We start from the raw sequence: 16,275 nt of genomic DNA, 5'->3' as shown, positions 1-16,275 counted from the left end.
ACGAAAAAACCACGCGCCTACCAGCGCGAGCGGTGGCTTTCCGTCACGCCCGCCAGCTGCGCCACGATGCGCTTGGGCGAGTCCGCGCTGGCGCGCACCCAGCCGCTGAAGGTGCCGATGGGCTGGATGTAGCGGCTGGCGGCGATCCACAGGTTCTTGTCCTCGCGCCGCGCCCCTTCCGGCCTGAAGTGCAGGTCGAGCAGATCGTCGTCCGTCCATACATGCCACGGCGCCAGCGGGTTGTCGGGATTGAAGTCGAAATGCGCGCGCCCCAGCTGATACAGCTGGCCATCGAGCCACAGCGCGTTTTCATGCGCGCCGAAATAGCCGGCCTGCAGGTTGAAACCGAGGTCCAGGCTGTGCGCCGAGGCCCAGCGCCATTCCGTCTCGCGCGCCAGCAGGCCATTGGAATAATCGAAGCTGGCCACGCCGTCGTCCAGGCTGTAGCCGACGGCGCCGCAGCGCACGCTGCCCCACAAGGGCAGGCCGCCCGATTTTTGCGTCGCATGCACGCTGCCGCCCTCGGCCACGGGCCCGACGGCCAGCAGGGTGGGCGACACGGGCGGGCCGCATTCCGCGTCGATGCCGAAATGGCCGCAATCGAGCCGCAAACGGTAGCGCTGCTGCGGCTGCGCCTCGATGGAGATCACGTGCGAGAGGAAGCGGAAACGGCTGGAGGCGCCCGCATGCGGCGCCACCGTGGCGCACAGGCCGGGAATGCCATCCTGCGAAAAGCTGGCCACGATCTTGCCCTTGTGGCGGTCGAAGGCGTAGGCGAAGGCCGTGCTGGTCCAGCCCAGGTCGACGATGGCCACGCCGCAGAACACGGCCGGTGTCGACAGGGCCACGTAATGCCAGCGCTTGTGGTGGAACAAACGCCACAGGGCGCCGCGCGCGTGCGGCGGCGCCAGCGCGGCCCAGTCGAAGGCGTTCAATTGCCCCGTGTAGCGGCCAAAACAGGGGACGCCATCGGCGTCAAGCAGCGCGGGCGGTGCCGGTGGCAGCATCATGCGGCCCGCCTTGCGGCAGCGCCGCCATCGTGCAGGGCAGCGGCCAGCTGCGCACCGAAGACTGCCGGCTGCGCTTGCGCAATATCAATCTGCGGACACGCATGCCAGAGCGCCAGGCGCCGCACGGCGCCGGCCACGTCCTGCACCAGGCGGGGGCTGAGGCGCACGCCCTCTTCCAGCACCAGCGACTTGATTTCGAAGCGGCCCTGTGCGCGGTGCGCCTTGGCATCCAGCCGTCCCACGAGCGCGCCGCGGCGCAGGATCGGTAAGGTGAAGTAGCCATAGCGGCGTTTTTCAGCGGGCGTATAGCATTCGAGCCGGTAGTCAAAACCGAACAGTTCCAGCGCGCGGCGCCGGTCCCAGACGACGGGGTCGAACGGCGACAGGATGGTCGTCAGGGTGGGCGCCAGCTTGCCGTCGGCCGCCGCGCGCAGCAACTCCCCATGCTCCGCATGCACGTAGACGGCGTCCGTCCAGCCGTCCACCGCGCAGCGCAGCAGCGCGCCCGCGTCCACCAGCGCCTGCAGATCGTGCGCCAGGCTGGCGCGTGACTGCTTGGTGCGAAAATAATCGCTGATCCAGCCGGCGCGCGCCAGGCCCAGCGCCTTCACGCTGGCCAGCAGCAGGCGGCGGCGCACCTCGTCCTCGGGCGGCAGCAAGCCATCGTGCCAGCCCGGCAGCACCCGTTCGGCCAGGTCGTAATAGCGCTGGAACTGATGCCGCTTGGCGATCATCAGCACGCCCGACGTAAACAGCACTTCCAGCGAGCGCTTTTCCGGCTTCCAGCTCCACCAGCCGCCCGCCTGGCCATCCGTGCGTTCAAAATCGGCCGAACGGGCGGCGCCGTTGGCGCGGATGTGGTCGAGCACCGACGCGACGGCCTCGCCCTGCTCGGCCATCCATTTGACCGAGTATTTCCAGCCCATGGCGGCCGGATCGAGCATGCGGTGGCGGTACAAGCCATAGTCTTCGATGGGCACGAAGCACGCTTCATGCGCCCAGTATTCGAACAGCGCGCCCTCGGCCAGCAATTGTTCGAGCCACGGCTGCGGATAATCGCCCAGCCGGCTCCACAGCACCAGATACGGGCTGCGCGCCACCACGTGGATGGTGTCGATCTGCAGCACGCCCATCTGGCGGATGGCGGCCAGCACGTCGGCCTTCACGGCTTTTTTACGCCGCGCCTGCAGCAGGCCCTGGGCGGCCAGGTGCAGGGCGCGCGCGGCGGCCAGCGATAGCGGGGGGTGGTCGGGAGGCGTGGATAGGTCGAGACTGTGCATAACAGAAAGATACCGCATTCCGGACGCGCCTTGTGCGTTTTCTCGCTATCGGATCGTCCGGCCGGCAGCCACGCTACGCGGCGGGAAACACCAGCGTCACGGCCAGTCCACGGCCCTGCAAGCCGGCGCCAAGCATGATCTGCGCGCCATGCCGCTCGGCGATGCGGCGCACGATGGACAGGCCCAGCCTGCTGCCGGGATGCTGTGCGCCGCCCGGGCGCACGAAGCGCTCGAACACGCGCTCATGCATGTCTTGCGCGATGCCCGGCCCCGTATCGGCCACGCGCAGGTAGCTGCGCCCGTGAACAGCGGGTATCGGTGGGGATTGCGCTGGCCGCGCAGGGGCAGGTCGATGGGCCCCGTCAAGCCGTGTTCGCGCACGTCCTTTTCCACCAGCGACAGCAGCAGATGGCCCGTCTCGGTCAGCGACGGGTCGAACAATTCCTGGCTTTCGCGGCGCGCCTCGACATACACGATGGCGGCGCCGCCCGCCCACAGGGCCAAGGTCAGGCCCAGCAACACCGTCAGCAAGGTGCGCCGCAGCGACCAGCTTGGCACGCTGCCGCCGGCTGTTAAGAATCTCTTAAGAACTTCTGCGCATGATCCGGAGCGAAATATTTTTTGGCGAGCCATGTCCGCAATTGTAAATGATTCTTATTGCTTTCATGATTCCCATTCCCCACAAATACAGACCAATAATGAATTCACCTTCAGGAGTTTGCATGTCCAACAGCACCCGCCGCGCGCGCCTGCCGCGTCCCACCACCCTGGCCCTGGCCGTGGCCGCCCTGTCCTGCCTGCCGGCTCACGCCCAGACGGGCACGCCGGCCAGCATGCCGGAAGTGGTCGTGTCCGCGTCCGGCTTCGAGCAGGATATCAAGCAGGCGCCCGCGTCGATCACGGTGCTGACGCGCGAGGAACTGTCGAAGGAGCGCTTCGGCAACCTGACGCAGGCGCTGGAAAGCGTGGAAGGCATCGACGTGGGCGCGGCGGGCGACAAGACGGGCGGCATGAACATCAGCATCCGCGGCATGCCCAGCGACTACACCCTGGTGCTGATCGACGGACGGCGCCAGAACGCGGCCGGCAACGTCACGCCGAACGGCTTCGGCGGCACGCAGACGAGCTTCATGCCGCCGCTGGCCGCCATCGAGCGCATCGAGATCATCCGCGGCCCCATGTCGACCCTGTACGGCTCGGACGCCATGGGCGGCGTGATCAACATCATCACGCGCAAGGTGGGCAAGCAGTGGATGGGCTCCGTCTCGGCCGACTACACCTTGCAGGAAGAATCCGCTTTCGGCGACGTGAAAAGCGGCCGCTTCTACCTGAGCGGCCCCATCGCCACCGACCTGCTGGGCCTGTCCCTGCGCGGCAGCAAGCAGCGACGCGACGCGGCCGACATCCGCTACAACGACGTGGCCGGCGCGGAAGTCGCCACCAGAATGGGCGCCAACCCCGTGCGTGCGGATATCGACAACTTCGGCGCGCGCCTGGCGTTGACGCCGAACCGCTACCACACCGTCATCCTCGACGCCGACGCGGGCCGCCAGACCTACGACAATTCGCGCGGCCAGCTCGGCACCAAGACCGTGCAGGGCGGCTACGGGCCAGAACAGAAATACAAGCGCGACCAGTGGACCCTGTCGCACACGGGCCGCTTCGGCTTTGGCACGCTCGACAGCAGCTACATGGTGAACAAGACGGAAACCCTGGGCCGCACGATTCCTCCGGGCACGCCGGGCGCCGTGGCCGGCAGCGCGCGCACGCTGGAAGTGGAAAGCCAGGTCTTCGACACCAAATTGGTCATGCCTTTGGGCAAGCACATGGCTACCGTCGGCGCGCAATGGTGGAAAGCGGAAATGACGGATGGCGTGGCGCCGAAGACATTCGAATTCACGCAAAAAGCCCTGTTCGCGGAAGACGAATGGCAGGTACTGGAGCATCTCGCGCTGACCTTCGGCGCCCGCTATGACGATCACAGCATCTTTGGCGGCCAGACCAGCCCCCGCGCCTATGCCGTGTGGAACGCCTCGACGAGCTGGACCGTCAAGGGCGGCGTCAGCAAGGGCTACAAGACGCCCCGCGTGGAACAACTGTCGCCAGGCATCAACGGTTTCGGCGGCCAGGGCACGATTCCCCTCGTCGGCAGCCCGAACCTGAAGCCGGAAACGAGCACGACGGCGGAAATCGGCGCCTACTTCGACAACCTGGCCGGCTGGACGGCCAGCGGCACCGTGTTCAACAATACCTTCAAGGACAAGATCACGACGGGTACGGGCCTCGTCAATTGCAGCTACCGTCCTTCGCCCAACCGTCCCGGCTGCGTCAGCTTCGGCAACTGGCCCAACGTCGATGCGTTCGGCCAGTCCGTCAACGTGGATGAGGCCGTCACACGCGGCGTCGAGCTGAACACGCGCTTCCCGCTGGGCAAGACCTTGTCGGCCAGCGCCAACTACACCTACACGGAAAGCGAACAGAAGAGCGGCAGCAATGCGGGCAAACCGCTGAGCGACACGCCCAAGCACGCCGTCAACGCCCGTTTGAGCTGGGATATCTCGCGCGATTGGAACGGCTGGCTGCGCGCCGAGTACCGCAGCGAGCGTTTCCGCGATCCGGGCACGTCGGCTTCCACGCGCGCCGCCAAGGCCGCGCTGGGCGACTACAAGGGCTACACCATGCTGCACCTGGGCAGCAGTTATCAGTTGAACAAGCGCGTGACCCTGAACGCGGCCGTGTACAACCTGCTCAACAAGGACTTCATCGACTACCAGGCGTACCGCGCACCGGCCTTGGACTATGCCAACCGCTACGTCAACAGCCTGGACGGACGCCGTCTGTGGCTGTCGGCCACCGTCGATTTCTGATGAGGTAAGGCGCCATCCGCGTCAACATCGAACGGGCTGCCGCAGGGCGGCCCGTTTTTTCGTCAAGCCGTTTGCGCTTTATCAATGCAGTAACCGATCGCATGCACCGTGCGTATCAAGTCCCGCCCCAGCTTCTTGCGCAGGTGGTGGATGTGCACCTGCACGGCATTGCTTTCCACTTCGCCACCCCAGCTGTACAGGTTTTTTTCCAGCTGTTCGCGGCTCAGCACGCGGCCGCCATGTTCCAGCAGCAATTGCAGGATGCGGAACTCCTTGACGGTCAGGGTCACGGGCACGCCCCCTTGCGTCACGTGCCGGTCGGCGATATCGAGCACCAGGTCGCCATGCACGAGATGTTCGCGCAGGCGGCCGGCGGCGCGGCGGCAGGCGCTGCGGATGCGCGCGGCCAGCTCGTCGAGGTCGAACGGCTTGACGATAAAGTCGTCGGCGCCCGCGTCCAGGCCGGCGATGCGCTCGCCCACCTTGTCGCGCGCCGTGACGATCAGCACGGCGCCGCTGTAGCCGTTGTCGCGCAGCACGCCTAACGCCTGCATGCCGTCCTGCCCCGGCAATCCCAGGTCGAGCAGGATGCAGCCATAGTCGTGCAGGTGCACGGCCGTGTGCGCCTGTTCGGCGCTCGTGACCCAGTCGACGGCGTAACCGCCCTGTTCCAGGCCGATCTGCGTGGCGCGCCCCAGTTGCGGGTCGTCTTCGGTCAGCAGGATGCGCATGGGAAAGCGGCGCGGGCCGCTCAGTCCTTCTTCTTGATCAGGCCTGCCAGCGCGGCAAACGGATTGTGCGTGGCGGGCGCCACCTCGGCCGACAGCAGGCCGGCGCCACGGTCCGCCTCCAGGTAGCGCGAGTGCTCATTGTCATGGCAATACAGGCACAGCAGCTCCCAGTTGCTGCCGTCGGGAGGATTGTTGTCGTGGTTGTGGTCGCGGTGGTGCACCGTCAGCTGCTGCACGTTGGCACGCGTAAATTCACGCATGCAGCGGCCGCACACCCACGGATACATCTTCAGCGAGCGTTCGCGGTAGCCGCTCTCGCGCTGGTCGGCGGCGCGGCGCGCTTCGGCCACGATCTTGTCCAGCCGTGCCGCGTCGGGCTTTTTACTCTGCATGACAACTTTCGATATGGGAGGAAGAAGCAGCCATTTTAATGAGGATGCGGGTGAAATTGTACTTTTTCTGCCACGGCCCAGGCCCGTGTCGCCGCCCGCGCGATTTTTTTAGCGTGCGCGGCGCCACAAGTGCTTGATTTAACGCAAAATAAGACCAGCGACAGACGATGAACAGACGCCGGGGCGGCAAACGCTGGCAGCGCGCAGGTCGGCATATTTCGGCTATCATGCGCGCCACGCCGCCCCTTCCGCCCCTTTTCAATGATTCTTGCCTGCAAGCGCCCGTGATATCGATAACGAGACCCCTGCAACGCTTTGCCAGCCGCCTTTACCGCATCAGCCTGGTCCCCGTGTTCGCACTGCTTTTACTGCTGGTGCTGTGGGGTGCCGTCATCTATCAGATCGGCCAGGAGCAGGCCGGCGCCGTGCGCGATGCCGTGGCCGGCAGCCAGACCCTCGCGCGCACCCTGGCCGACCATACCAGCTTCATCCTGCGCCAGACGGACCACGCCACGCAATTGTTCAAGCTCAAGTACGAGGAATCGGGCGGCAGCCTGCGCCTCAATGAATTCACGCGCCGCCAGGGCCTGCTCGACAGCGTGCTGCCGTCCAAGCTGGAACTGCCGATCGCCCTGGTCGACGCGCAGGGCAACATCACCGACAGCGCCAACGCGTATTTCCCTGAAAAACTGGCCCGGCAAGCCTTTTTCCGGACGCTGGCCGCCAACCCGGCCGACACGGCCCTGGTCGACACGCCCATGCTCGACGCCGACAGCAAACGCTGGACCATCCGCATGGCGCGCCGCCTGAACGATGCCCAGGGACGCTTCGCCGGCGCCATCATCATTCACGTCGACCCCACCTATTTCGTCGACGACTACGACCGCCTGAACCTTGACGAACACGATGCGCTGATGCTGGTGGCGCGCGACAGCGGCCTGACGGTGGGACGCATCGGCGAGCAGCTGCTCATCAGCGACCGCATCGATTTCCGCATGCCGGGCGCGCCCCTGCACGCGCCAGACGAACTGGAGATCGAGCCGCCCGTCGACGCCACCTCGCGCATCTACAGCTACCGCGAGCTGCCCCGCTATCCGCTGCTGGCCGTAGTGGGCGTGAGCCGCGCCACCGCGCTGGCCCGCTTCGAGCAACGCCGCCTGGCATATCTGGGCGCGCTGATCGCCGCCAGCGTGCTCATCGCGGGCTTCACGGCGCTGCTGGCGAACCAGAGCGCGCGCCTGCGCCGCAGCATCCGCCAGGCCAAGGAAACGCAGGCCCTGCTGCGCGCGGCGCACCAGGGCAGCCTTGACGCCGTACTGCTGCTGAAAGCCTGGCGAGCGGCGCCGGGCAAGCCGGTGGAGGACTTCATTTTCGCCGACATCAACGAACGGGCAGCCGACATGCTGGGCAAGCCGCGCTCGGAACTGCTGGGCCAGCGCGTGCTGCCGCGGGTGCCGCTGCTGCGCGGCGAACGCTTTTTCAAGCGCTTCGTGCTGGTGATGGAAACGGGCCAGCCGCTGGAAGATGAATTCGAGCTGAAACTGGCCTCGGGCGGCACGCGCTGGCTGCGCCACCAGGTCGTGCCCATCACCGACGGCGTGGCCGTCACCTCGCGCGACATCAGTGCGCGCAAGCATGATGAACTGGCGCTGCAGGACAACCGCAGCTTCCTGCAGTCGCTGATCGACCATTTGCCCGTGCTGGTGTACGTGAAAAGCGCGCGCCCGGAGAACTTCGGCCAGATGGAGGTGTGGAACAAGGCGGCAGAGGACATCACCGGCTACCTGGCCGGCGACGTCATCGGCAAGACCGACTGCCAGGCCTTTCCGCCCGACTTCGGCCTGCATGACGCCGACGATGACCGCGCCATCCTGGCCGAACGGGGCGTCATCGACCATACGGAAAAGCCGCTGCGCCTGTTTGACGGCAGCCAGCGCTACCTGCGCTCCGTCTCCGTGCCCGTATTCGACGAGCGCCAGCAGGTCGAGCATATCCTGTGCATCGCCGAGGATATCTCGCAGCGCCGCCAGCAGGAACTGGAACTGCGCCAGAAACAGGCAGAACTGGCCGCCGTCAACGATGCCTCGCCTCTCGGCCTGGTGCGCCTGGACCGCCAGCGCCGCTGCACCTACGTCAACCGCACCTTCGAGGCCATCACGGGCCTGCCGCGCGCCGCCGCCCTGGGCGCCGGCTGGACCAGCGCCCTGCATCCGGACGACTATCCGCGCATGCACGTGGCGCTGGAGCAGCTCACGCGCAGCCATGCGCCGTTCCAGTCCACCCTGCGCTGCCTGCACCGCGACGGCAAGCTGGTGTGGGTTTCCGTCAAAATCGCTCCCATCCTCGTCGACGGTCAGGTGGAAGGCTACGTGGGCAGCCTGGACGACATCACCACCCTGCGCGAATCGGAAGTGGCGCTGCTGGAGAGCGAGGCGCGCCTGCGCACCATCGCCGACACCCTGCCGGCCATGATCGCCTACATCGACGCCGACCAGATCTACCGCTTCCTGAACATCGCCTACGAGCGCGAATTCGGCCTCGCAGGCACCCAGGTGCTGGGCAAGAGCGTGCTCGATACGGTCGGCGCGGCCCGCTACGGCACGGTAGCGCCCTACATCCGGCGCGTGCTCGATGGCGAGACCCTGAGCTTCGAGGAAGAGGACGAGAAGGAAGGCATCGAGCGCTGCATGGAAGTCATCTACATCCCGCAGATCGGCGAAGACCGGCTGCAGGTGGTGGGTTTTCACGTGATGCGCCAGGATATCACCGTGCAAAAGCGCGAAAAGCAGCGGCTGCTGAAACTGGCGCAGGTCGATGCGCTCACGGGCCTGTCGAACCGCGCCGGCTTCCAGCAAAAGCTCAGCGACGCCATGCACGCGAGCCGCCGGCAGCAGCACCTGATGGCCGTCATGTACATGGACATCGACCGCTTCAAGCCCGTCAACGACACGCACGGACACGGCACGGGCGACGCCCTGCTGCGCGCCTTCGCCCAGCGCCTGACGCAGACCATGCGCGCCACCGACATCATCGCCCGCCTGGGCGGCGACGAATTCACCATCATCATGGAACAGATCAGCCGGCCCGACGACGCGGCCGTGCTGGCGGAAAAGATCGTCGCCGCCATGCAGCAGCCGTTCGAACTCGACGGCATCACCGTGCGCATTTCCGCCAGCATCGGCCTGGCCTTCTACCGCGACGAAGACATTTCCCCCGCCGTGCTGCTGCAGCGGGCCGACGTGCTGCTGTATCAGGCCAAGCAGGATGGGCGCAATACCTACCGGGCCGGCGTGCTGACGACTTGAGCACCGGAGAAAACGTCCATGGCTGCGTTGCAGTACCTTGCCCTGAACGTTTTTCAGGCACTCTGGATGTATTGATAAAAATCGAAAACGCTCTTCGAAATTCGTTCAACTCTCCAGTACCTGCCTCATTTCAGCTATATTGGCGCCTGTCTTCCCTACCCTTGCCCCATCATGCGCCTGCTGCACACTTCCGACTGGCATCTGGGCCAGACCCTGCACAACTATGAACGGGGCTACGAGCACCAGCGCTTCCTCGACTGGCTGCTCGACACCCTCGTGGCCGAGCGGGTCGACGTGCTGCTCGTCGCCGGCGACGTGTTCGACAATGCCAATCCTTCGGCCGCCTCGCAAAAGCAGCTGTATGTCTTCCTGCAGCAGGCGCGCGCGCGCCTGCCCGCGCTGCAGCTGATCGTCGTCGCCGGCAACCACGATTCGGCGGGACGGCTGGAAGCGCCCGGCCCCCTGCTGGCCGCGCACGGCACCCACGTGATCGGCCATGTGCTGCGCGACGACGCGGGCCAGATCGACCTGGAACGCCTGCTGCTGCCGCTTACCGGCAGCGATGGACAAGTGCAGGCCTGGTGCCTGGCCGTACCGTTCCTGCGTCCCGGCGACGTGCCGAAACTGCCGGCTGGCGACACCCAGGACGCCTACCTGGGCGGCATCGCCCTGCTGTACCGCCAGTTGACCGACCTGGCGCTGGCGCGCCGCCAGCCGGGGCAAGCCATTCTTGCCATGGGCCACTGCCATATGGTGGGCGGCGAAATGTCGAACGATTCCGAGCGCCGCATCGTCATCGGCGGCACGGAAATGCTGCCGTCGGGGATTTTTGATGCATCCATCGCGTATGCGGCGCTGGGCCATTTGCACAAGGCGCAGGCCGTGGGCGGCCAGGAGCACATCCGCTACTGCGGCAGCCCGATACCGCTGTCGTTCGCCGAAGTGAACTACCGCCACCAGGTGCTGTGCCTCGATATCGACGGTGAAACGCTGCAATCCGTGCGCGTCATCGCCGTGCCGCGCGCCGTGCCCCTGCTGCGCGTGCCGGCCACACCGGCGCCCATCAGCGAAGTGCTGGCGCAGCTGGCCGCCCTCGACGTGCCGGACGCTCCGGCCGAGGCGCAGCCCTTCCTGGAAGTGCGCGTGCGCCTGGACGCGCCCGAACCGGGCCTGCGCACGCGCATCGAGACGGCGCTCGACGGCAAACCCGTGCGCCTGGCGAAGATCGAAACATCGAGCGCCGCGCGCGCCAGCGCCCCCGACAACATGACGCTCGACCAATTGGGCCAGCTGCAGCCCGACGACATCTTCCGCCGCCTGTATCAGCAAAAATACGCCAAGGAAGCGCCGCCCGAGCTCCTCTCGGGCCTGGCCGAACTGCTGCTGCCCGGTGCCTGACCTTTTCGCTCCCGAAGAACCATGAAAATCCTGAAAATCAGCGGTAAGAACCTGGCTTCGCTGGCCGGCGAATTTGAAGTCGACTTCCAGCAGGAGCCGCTGGCGTCCTCCGGCCTGTTCGCCATCAGCGGCCCCACGGGCGCGGGCAAGAGCACCCTGCTCGACGCGCTGTGCCTGGCCCTGTACGACGCCACGCCACGCCTGCTCAAGGTGCTGGGGCGCAGTGCCCTGCCCGACGTGGGCAAGGAAACCGTCGGCGCGCAGGATACGCGCACCCTGCTGCGCCGCGGCACGCCGGACGGTTACGCGCAGGTGGATTTCGTCGGTAACGACGGCGCAAGCTACCGCGCGCGCTGGAGCGTGCGCCGCTCGCGCACCAAGGCCGAAGGGGCGCTGCAGGCCACCGCCATGAGCTTGCACCAGCTGCCCGCGCTGCAGCCCATCGGCGGCACCAAGACGGAAGTGAAGGAAGAGATCGAAAAACGCATCGGCCTGTCCTTCGACCAGTTTACGCGCGCCGTGCTGCTGGCGCAGAACGAGTTTTCCACCTTCCTCAAGACGGAAGACAATGAGCGGGGCGAGCTGCTGGAGACGCTGACGGGCAGCAGCATCTATAGCGATATTTCCATGCGCGCCTTCGAGCGTGCAAAAAAGGAAAAACAGGTCCTCGAACGCCTGGGCGAGAAACTGGCCGACCAGCGGCCCTTGTCGCCGGAAGAACGCGCTGAAACGGCAATGCTGGGTGAGGCCGCCGAAGCGGCCCTGCACACCATCGACCTGCGCAAGGCGGTGCTGGAACTGCAGCAGCGCTGGCACCAGGAGACGCACAAGCTGCAAACCCAGGTGACGGCCGCGCAAGAGGCGCTGGATGGCGCCGATGCCGAGCGGGCCGCTGCACAGGAGCGCCAGGCGGCGCTGGCGCAGTGGGAATTGCTGCAGCCGGCGCGGTCCCTCGTCGACGACGTGGCGCGCCTGGCCGGCGACATCGCCGGCACGGGCGCCGCGCTGGAAGCGTCACGCGTGCAGGCGGCGCAAGCCATCGCGAGCGAGGCGCGGCTGTCGCAGGCCGTGCAGCAGGCGGCAGCGGCCTTGCTTGCCAGGGAAGCGGCGCAGGGCGACGCGGCGCCCGTGCTTGACCAGGCCAAGGCGCTCGACGCGGGCATTGCGGCGCACATGCCCGCGCACCGCCACGCGCAAGATGGCGCCCTGGCCGCCGACCAGGCCAACGAGACGGCGCGCGCCGCGCTGCACGATCTGCAGCAGCGCCAGCACGCCGCGCAGGCGGAACAGGAAGCGGGCCGCCAGTGGCTGGCATCGCACCAGCAGTGGCAGGCGCTGGCGCAATCGTGGCAGTTGTGGGATCAATTGTTTGCCCAGGCCGGGCAAGCGGCCGCGCAAGCCGATGCGGCCGACGCCAGCATGGCCGAGTCAAGACAGCAGCTGCGCCAGGCCTCGGACGCCACGCAGGCGGCGCAAGCGGCGCTGGCCAGCGCCGCTGCCGCCCTGGCCGTGCGCGAGGCGCAGCGGCGCGAGGCGCAAGCGGCCGTACAAGCCATCGATGGCCAGGGACTGCAGGAGCAGCGCGGCCAGCTGGAGGCGCACGCGCGCATCTTGGCCAGCGCGGAAAAGACCTGGAGCGAACTGGCGCGCCAGCAGCAGGCGCTGGCCCACTGGCAAGCGAGGGCGGCCCAGCTGGCACAGGCAGAGCAAACGGAAAGCACGGCGTTGGCGGCGGAAACGGCGCAGACGCCGCTGCTGGAAGCGCGCCTGGCGCAGGCGGAAAAGTCCTTGAAAGGCGCGGAAGCGGCATGCGCGGCCAGCGTCGAGCAGCTACGGGCCAATTTGCAGGACGAGCAGCCCTGCCCCGTCTGCGGCGCGCTGGAACACCCGTACAGCCACGCCGATCACGCCTTGCAGGCGATGCTGGCCAGCTTGCAGGATGAGGTGCTCGCTTGCCGCACGCAGGCGCGCGGCAATCTGGAGCGGCTGGCCACGCACAGGGCGGCGCTGGCCGCGACGGCGCGCGAGCAGGCGCAAACGGATGCCGAACTGGCAGCCCTGCCGCCCGCCATCGACAGCTTGCTCGCGCAGTGGCAGCCGCATGCGGACACGTTGGCACTGCCGCCGGCAAACCAGCGCGCGGACTGGTTCGCGCAGCAGCTGGCGGCCAATGCGGCCGGCTTGCAGGCGCTGGCGCAGCAGGAAACGGCGCTGCGCCAGGCCGGCGCGCGGCGCGAGCAGGCGCAGGCGGCGCACGAACTGGCATCCACCGAGCACGCGCGCTGCACAAGCAGCGTCGCCGAAGCGCAGGCGCGGCTGGCGCAGCTGCAGGCGCAGCAAGCGGGCAACGCCGACAAGGGCGAGACGGCGCGCGCCGCGCTCGATGCCTTGCTGGCGCAGCTCGATGGCGCGTTTGCCGACGCCGATGGCGCCGAGGACTGGAAAGACAGCTGGCGCGCCGGCCCGGCCGCCTTCCGCGCGGCGCGTGAAACGGAAAGCCGGCAATGGCTGAAACAGCAGGCGGACCAGGATAACCTGGGTCACGCGCTGGCGACGCTGGCCGCGCAGCTGGAAGCGGCGCAGCTGGCCGCTGGCAAGGCGCAGCAAGCGGCGCAGCAAGCCCACGCCGTCTTTGCCGCCGCCGACAAGCAGCGCGCGGCAATGCAGGCGGAGCGCCATGCGCTATGGCAGGGCCGGAGCGTGGCCGAGGTGGAACGCAGCCTGGCAGCGGCCATCGCGCAAGCCAAAGAACAGCTGGCGCAGCAGCAAACGGCGGCGCAGTCGGCCAGCCAGCAGCGCACGCGCCTGGAAGAAGCGTGCGCGCAGCTGTCGCAGCGCCTGGCCGCCTTGCGTGAACAGGAACACGGCGCCAACGCCGCCCTGCACGACTGGCTGCGCCAGTTCCAGGATGCCCACCCTGCCCATGCGCCGGCCGACATGGACGCCTTGCGCGCACGCTTGGCCATCGCGCCGGACGCCATGCGCGCGGAGCGGGCCGCCCTGCAAGCAATCGCCGACCGCCACACGGCGGCTGCGTCCGTGCTGGCCGAACGCCGGCAGCAGCTGGCAGCACATGGGCAGCAACCGCCGGAGGCACTGGAAACGGACGAGGCGGCGCTGCAGGCCGCGCTCGACGCGCTGCTGCTGGAACGCCAGGCAGCCAACCAGGAAGCGACGCGCTTACGCCTGGCCATCGCGCAGGACGACGCGCGGCGCCACAGCGCGCAAGCGATGCTGGCGCTGATCGAGGCGCAAGCCGTCATCGAGCGGCGCTGGGCCAGCCTGAATGAATTGATCGGCTCGGCCGACGGCAAGAAATTCCGCAACTACGCCCAGCAATTCACGCTGGAAGTGCTGCTCGGCTATGCGAATGCACACCTGAACCACCTGGCGCGCCGCTACCAGCTCGAACGCATCGAGAACCCGAACAATCCGTCGCTGGGCCTGATGGTGCGCGACCAGGACATGGGCGGCGAGCTGCGCTCCGTGCACTCGCTGTCAGGCGGCGAATCGTTCCTCGTCTCGCTGGCCTTGGCGCTGGGCCTTGCCTCGCTGTCCTCGAACCGCGTGCGCGTCGAATCGCTGTTCATCGACGAGGGCTTCGGCAGCCTCGATACGGAAACCCTGCGCGTGGCCATGGATGCACTCGACGGCCTGCAAGCGATGGGCCGCAAGGTGGGCGTGATCTCGCACGTGCAGGAAATGACGGAGCGCATCGCCACCCGCATCGTCGTGCAGCCTGGGGCGGGCGGCAAGAGCGTGGTGACGGTGCGCTAAGGGGCCGGCTGGCGTGTCAGCGCGGCTCCGCCTCCCGGCATAGCCTCAGCATGTCCCAGCCCAATTCGCGGCGGATCTGCTCCGGGTCGGGCGGGGGGCGGCGCTGTTCCAGCTCCGCTTTCAACCATTTCCTGACCAATTCCTTGCCAGGTTGTACAGGCTGTTCCTTGTCACGCTTTTCCATGATGCTACCTCTTCAATGGATGCCAGTCGGCCTCCCATATCCGTTCAACGTCACGGCGCGGATTCAGTTGACTTGCGCGTGGCGCAGTTGCAACAGTATGTAACGACCGGCGGAGTGGGTTAGAATCCCGTCCTTCGCGTAGCCGAACGCTACGCCCCGCAACAGTTCAAGGAATCCCATGAAAGCCGCCCGCAGCCTCACCTTCAAGTGCGTCAAATGTCACAAATCCATGCAGGTCTACCTGCAAAAAGTCTCCGCCTGCTCGCATATCCAGCCGTATCAGGGCATTTGCGCATGCGGCGAACTGAAGCGCCACGCCACGGGCCAGGCCGATGCCGTCAAGTCTTACCTGGAGTCGGAGGATGGTAGCTGGTCGCACCACCACTAATGGTTAAAGAATGGGACACGGCTGCCGTTAACTGAGTACTTGCTCACTCGGAATTTGTTCATGTCCCAGCTTCCCGCCCTTGCCAGCCGTCAACCCGCCTCGACTACGCTGACTGGCCAGCAGCCGTCACGCACGGGCAGCAGCGCCACGGGCCTGGCCGCTTCGCCCCTGATGCAGCGCACCGCGCAAGACGTGGTGGCCTTGTCGAAGAATGGCCTGGACCTGTCGGCCAAGGGACTGTCGCAGCGCACCGATGCGCTGGGCAACGCCACCGTCGACGTGGCGCAGGATTTTCTCTCCAACATGACGCGCCAGCTGTTCGGCGACGGCGCCAGCATCGCCTTCGATTCCGTCGACCTGCAGGCCGGTTCCAGCTTCAGCAGCGGCAGCGCCAGCGTCTCGGGCGCAAGCGGCAGCAGCCGCGCGGCCGCCTTCAGCCTCGATGAAAACGCCCATTTCATCGGCAAGGGCAAGATCACGACGGCCGACGGCCAGACCTTCGACTTCGAAGTGGAAGTGCAATATCAATCGAACATCAGCGCGGGCGCATTTGCGCAAACGCAAGATGACGCGCAGGAAGTTCCGCCATCCGATGACGCCGCCCTGCCCGCCAAGGAGTTGCCCGCCACGACCTTCGGCGGCAATCTGCACGACCTGTTCAAGCTGCTGGGCCAGCAGTTGCAAAGCAACATTTTTAATAACAACGTCAACAACAACGTCGATGGCGCCAGCGCCAGCGGCAACGATGGCGACCTGGCGGGCAGCCTGAGCTTGCGCTTGCTCAAGCTGGTACAGCCGGACGCGGCGGTCAAAGCGGACAAGAACGCCGCGCAAAACACGCCGGAAGACCAGGCGCGCGCCCGCGCGCTGGCACTCGCCTATGGCACGGACACTGCTGACGGCACGGCCCGCGACGTATAATGGAAGACGGCCTGCGCAGGCG

Annotated in this window: 12 protein-coding genes; 6 read left to right on the top strand and 6 right to left on the bottom strand. The window is 66.9% G+C overall.

The features are described 5' to 3' along the window. Nucleotides 1-17: 17 nt before the first annotated feature. From BXA07_RS21920 to BXA07_RS30370, 3 genes are all read right to left on the bottom strand, one after another. Nucleotides 18-1,010 carry a DUF2804 domain-containing protein gene (locus BXA07_RS21920; RefSeq protein ID WP_076570843.1) on the bottom strand — a complete coding sequence of 331 codons (993 nt, stop codon included), beginning with the start codon at nucleotides 1,008-1,010 and terminating at the stop codon, nucleotides 18-20. Continuing rightward, entirely contained in the window at nucleotides 1,007-2,290 is a 1,284-nt protein-coding gene (locus BXA07_RS21915; RefSeq protein WP_076570841.1) for a winged helix-turn-helix domain-containing protein, read from the bottom strand. Before BXA07_RS21915 ends, BXA07_RS21920 begins: the two co-directional genes overlap by 4 nt. A 73-nt stretch (nucleotides 2,291-2,363) precedes the next feature. Continuing rightward, the gene (locus tag BXA07_RS30370; protein WP_244556365.1) at nucleotides 2,364-2,540 is read right to left on the bottom strand and encodes an ATP-binding protein; all 177 of its coding nucleotides are present in this window, start codon (nucleotides 2,538-2,540) and stop codon (nucleotides 2,364-2,366) included. Between the two features lie 472 nt (nucleotides 2,541-3,012). On the opposite strand from BXA07_RS30370, the gene BXA07_RS21905 reads away from it, so the two are divergent. Next, complete coding sequence (locus BXA07_RS21905; RefSeq protein ID WP_076570837.1) at nucleotides 3,013-5,157, top strand: TonB-dependent receptor domain-containing protein; 2,145 nt, start codon at nucleotides 3,013-3,015, stop codon at nucleotides 5,155-5,157. 62 nt (nucleotides 5,158-5,219) lie between these two features. Here BXA07_RS21905 and BXA07_RS21900 read toward each other — a convergent pair whose 3' ends face one another. Beyond that, nucleotides 5,220-5,888, bottom strand: coding sequence for a response regulator (locus BXA07_RS21900; RefSeq protein ID WP_076570835.1), 669 nt, complete (start codon nucleotides 5,886-5,888; stop codon nucleotides 5,220-5,222). 20 nt (nucleotides 5,889-5,908) lie between these two features. Continuing rightward, nucleotides 5,909-6,280 carry a YajD family HNH nuclease gene (locus BXA07_RS21895; protein ID WP_034755042.1) on the bottom strand — a complete coding sequence of 124 codons (372 nt, stop codon included), beginning with the start codon at nucleotides 6,278-6,280 and terminating at the stop codon, nucleotides 5,909-5,911. A 350-nt stretch (nucleotides 6,281-6,630) separates the two neighbouring features. Here BXA07_RS21895 and BXA07_RS21890 point away from each other — a divergent pair, with 350 nt between their 5' ends. The 3 genes from BXA07_RS21890 (at nucleotide 6,631) to BXA07_RS21880 (ending at nucleotide 14,760) form a co-directional block, all read left to right on the top strand. Continuing rightward, the gene (locus BXA07_RS21890) at nucleotides 6,631-9,585 is read left to right on the top strand and encodes a PAS domain-containing protein (RefSeq protein ID WP_244556355.1); all 2,955 of its coding nucleotides are present in this window, start codon (nucleotides 6,631-6,633) and stop codon (nucleotides 9,583-9,585) included. 171 nt (nucleotides 9,586-9,756) lie between these two features. Beyond that, complete coding sequence (locus BXA07_RS21885) at nucleotides 9,757-10,983, top strand: exonuclease SbcCD subunit D C-terminal domain-containing protein (protein ID WP_076570833.1); 1,227 nt, start codon at nucleotides 9,757-9,759, stop codon at nucleotides 10,981-10,983. 21 nt (nucleotides 10,984-11,004) lie between these two features. Continuing rightward, nucleotides 11,005-14,760 carry an AAA family ATPase gene (locus BXA07_RS21880; RefSeq protein WP_076570831.1) on the top strand — a complete coding sequence of 1,252 codons (3,756 nt, stop codon included), beginning with the start codon at nucleotides 11,005-11,007 and terminating at the stop codon, nucleotides 14,758-14,760. A gap of 16 nt (nucleotides 14,761-14,776) precedes the next feature. Here BXA07_RS21880 and BXA07_RS30880 read toward each other — a convergent pair whose 3' ends face one another. Then, nucleotides 14,777-14,944 (bottom strand): hypothetical protein, encoded by a 168-nt coding sequence (locus tag BXA07_RS30880; protein WP_170909709.1) that lies wholly within the window; start codon nucleotides 14,942-14,944, stop codon nucleotides 14,777-14,779. Nucleotides 14,945-15,122: 178 nt separating this feature from the next. Between BXA07_RS30880 and BXA07_RS21875 the strand changes: the two genes are divergently transcribed. Continuing rightward, nucleotides 15,123-15,332 (top strand): hypothetical protein, encoded by a 210-nt coding sequence (locus BXA07_RS21875; protein ID WP_076570829.1) that lies wholly within the window; start codon nucleotides 15,123-15,125, stop codon nucleotides 15,330-15,332. 60 nt (nucleotides 15,333-15,392) lie between these two features. Then, the gene (locus BXA07_RS21870; protein WP_076570827.1) at nucleotides 15,393-16,253 is read left to right on the top strand and encodes a hypothetical protein; all 861 of its coding nucleotides are present in this window, start codon (nucleotides 15,393-15,395) and stop codon (nucleotides 16,251-16,253) included. Nucleotides 16,254-16,275: the final 22 nt, after the last annotated feature.

This window comes from Janthinobacterium sp. TND4EL3, assembly GCF_900156175.1.
Lineage (GTDB): Bacteria > Pseudomonadota > Gammaproteobacteria > Burkholderiales > Burkholderiaceae_D > Janthinobacterium.
The sequence above is the reverse complement of the archived record's forward strand: the minus strand, read 5'-3'. Positions and strand labels throughout refer to the sequence as shown.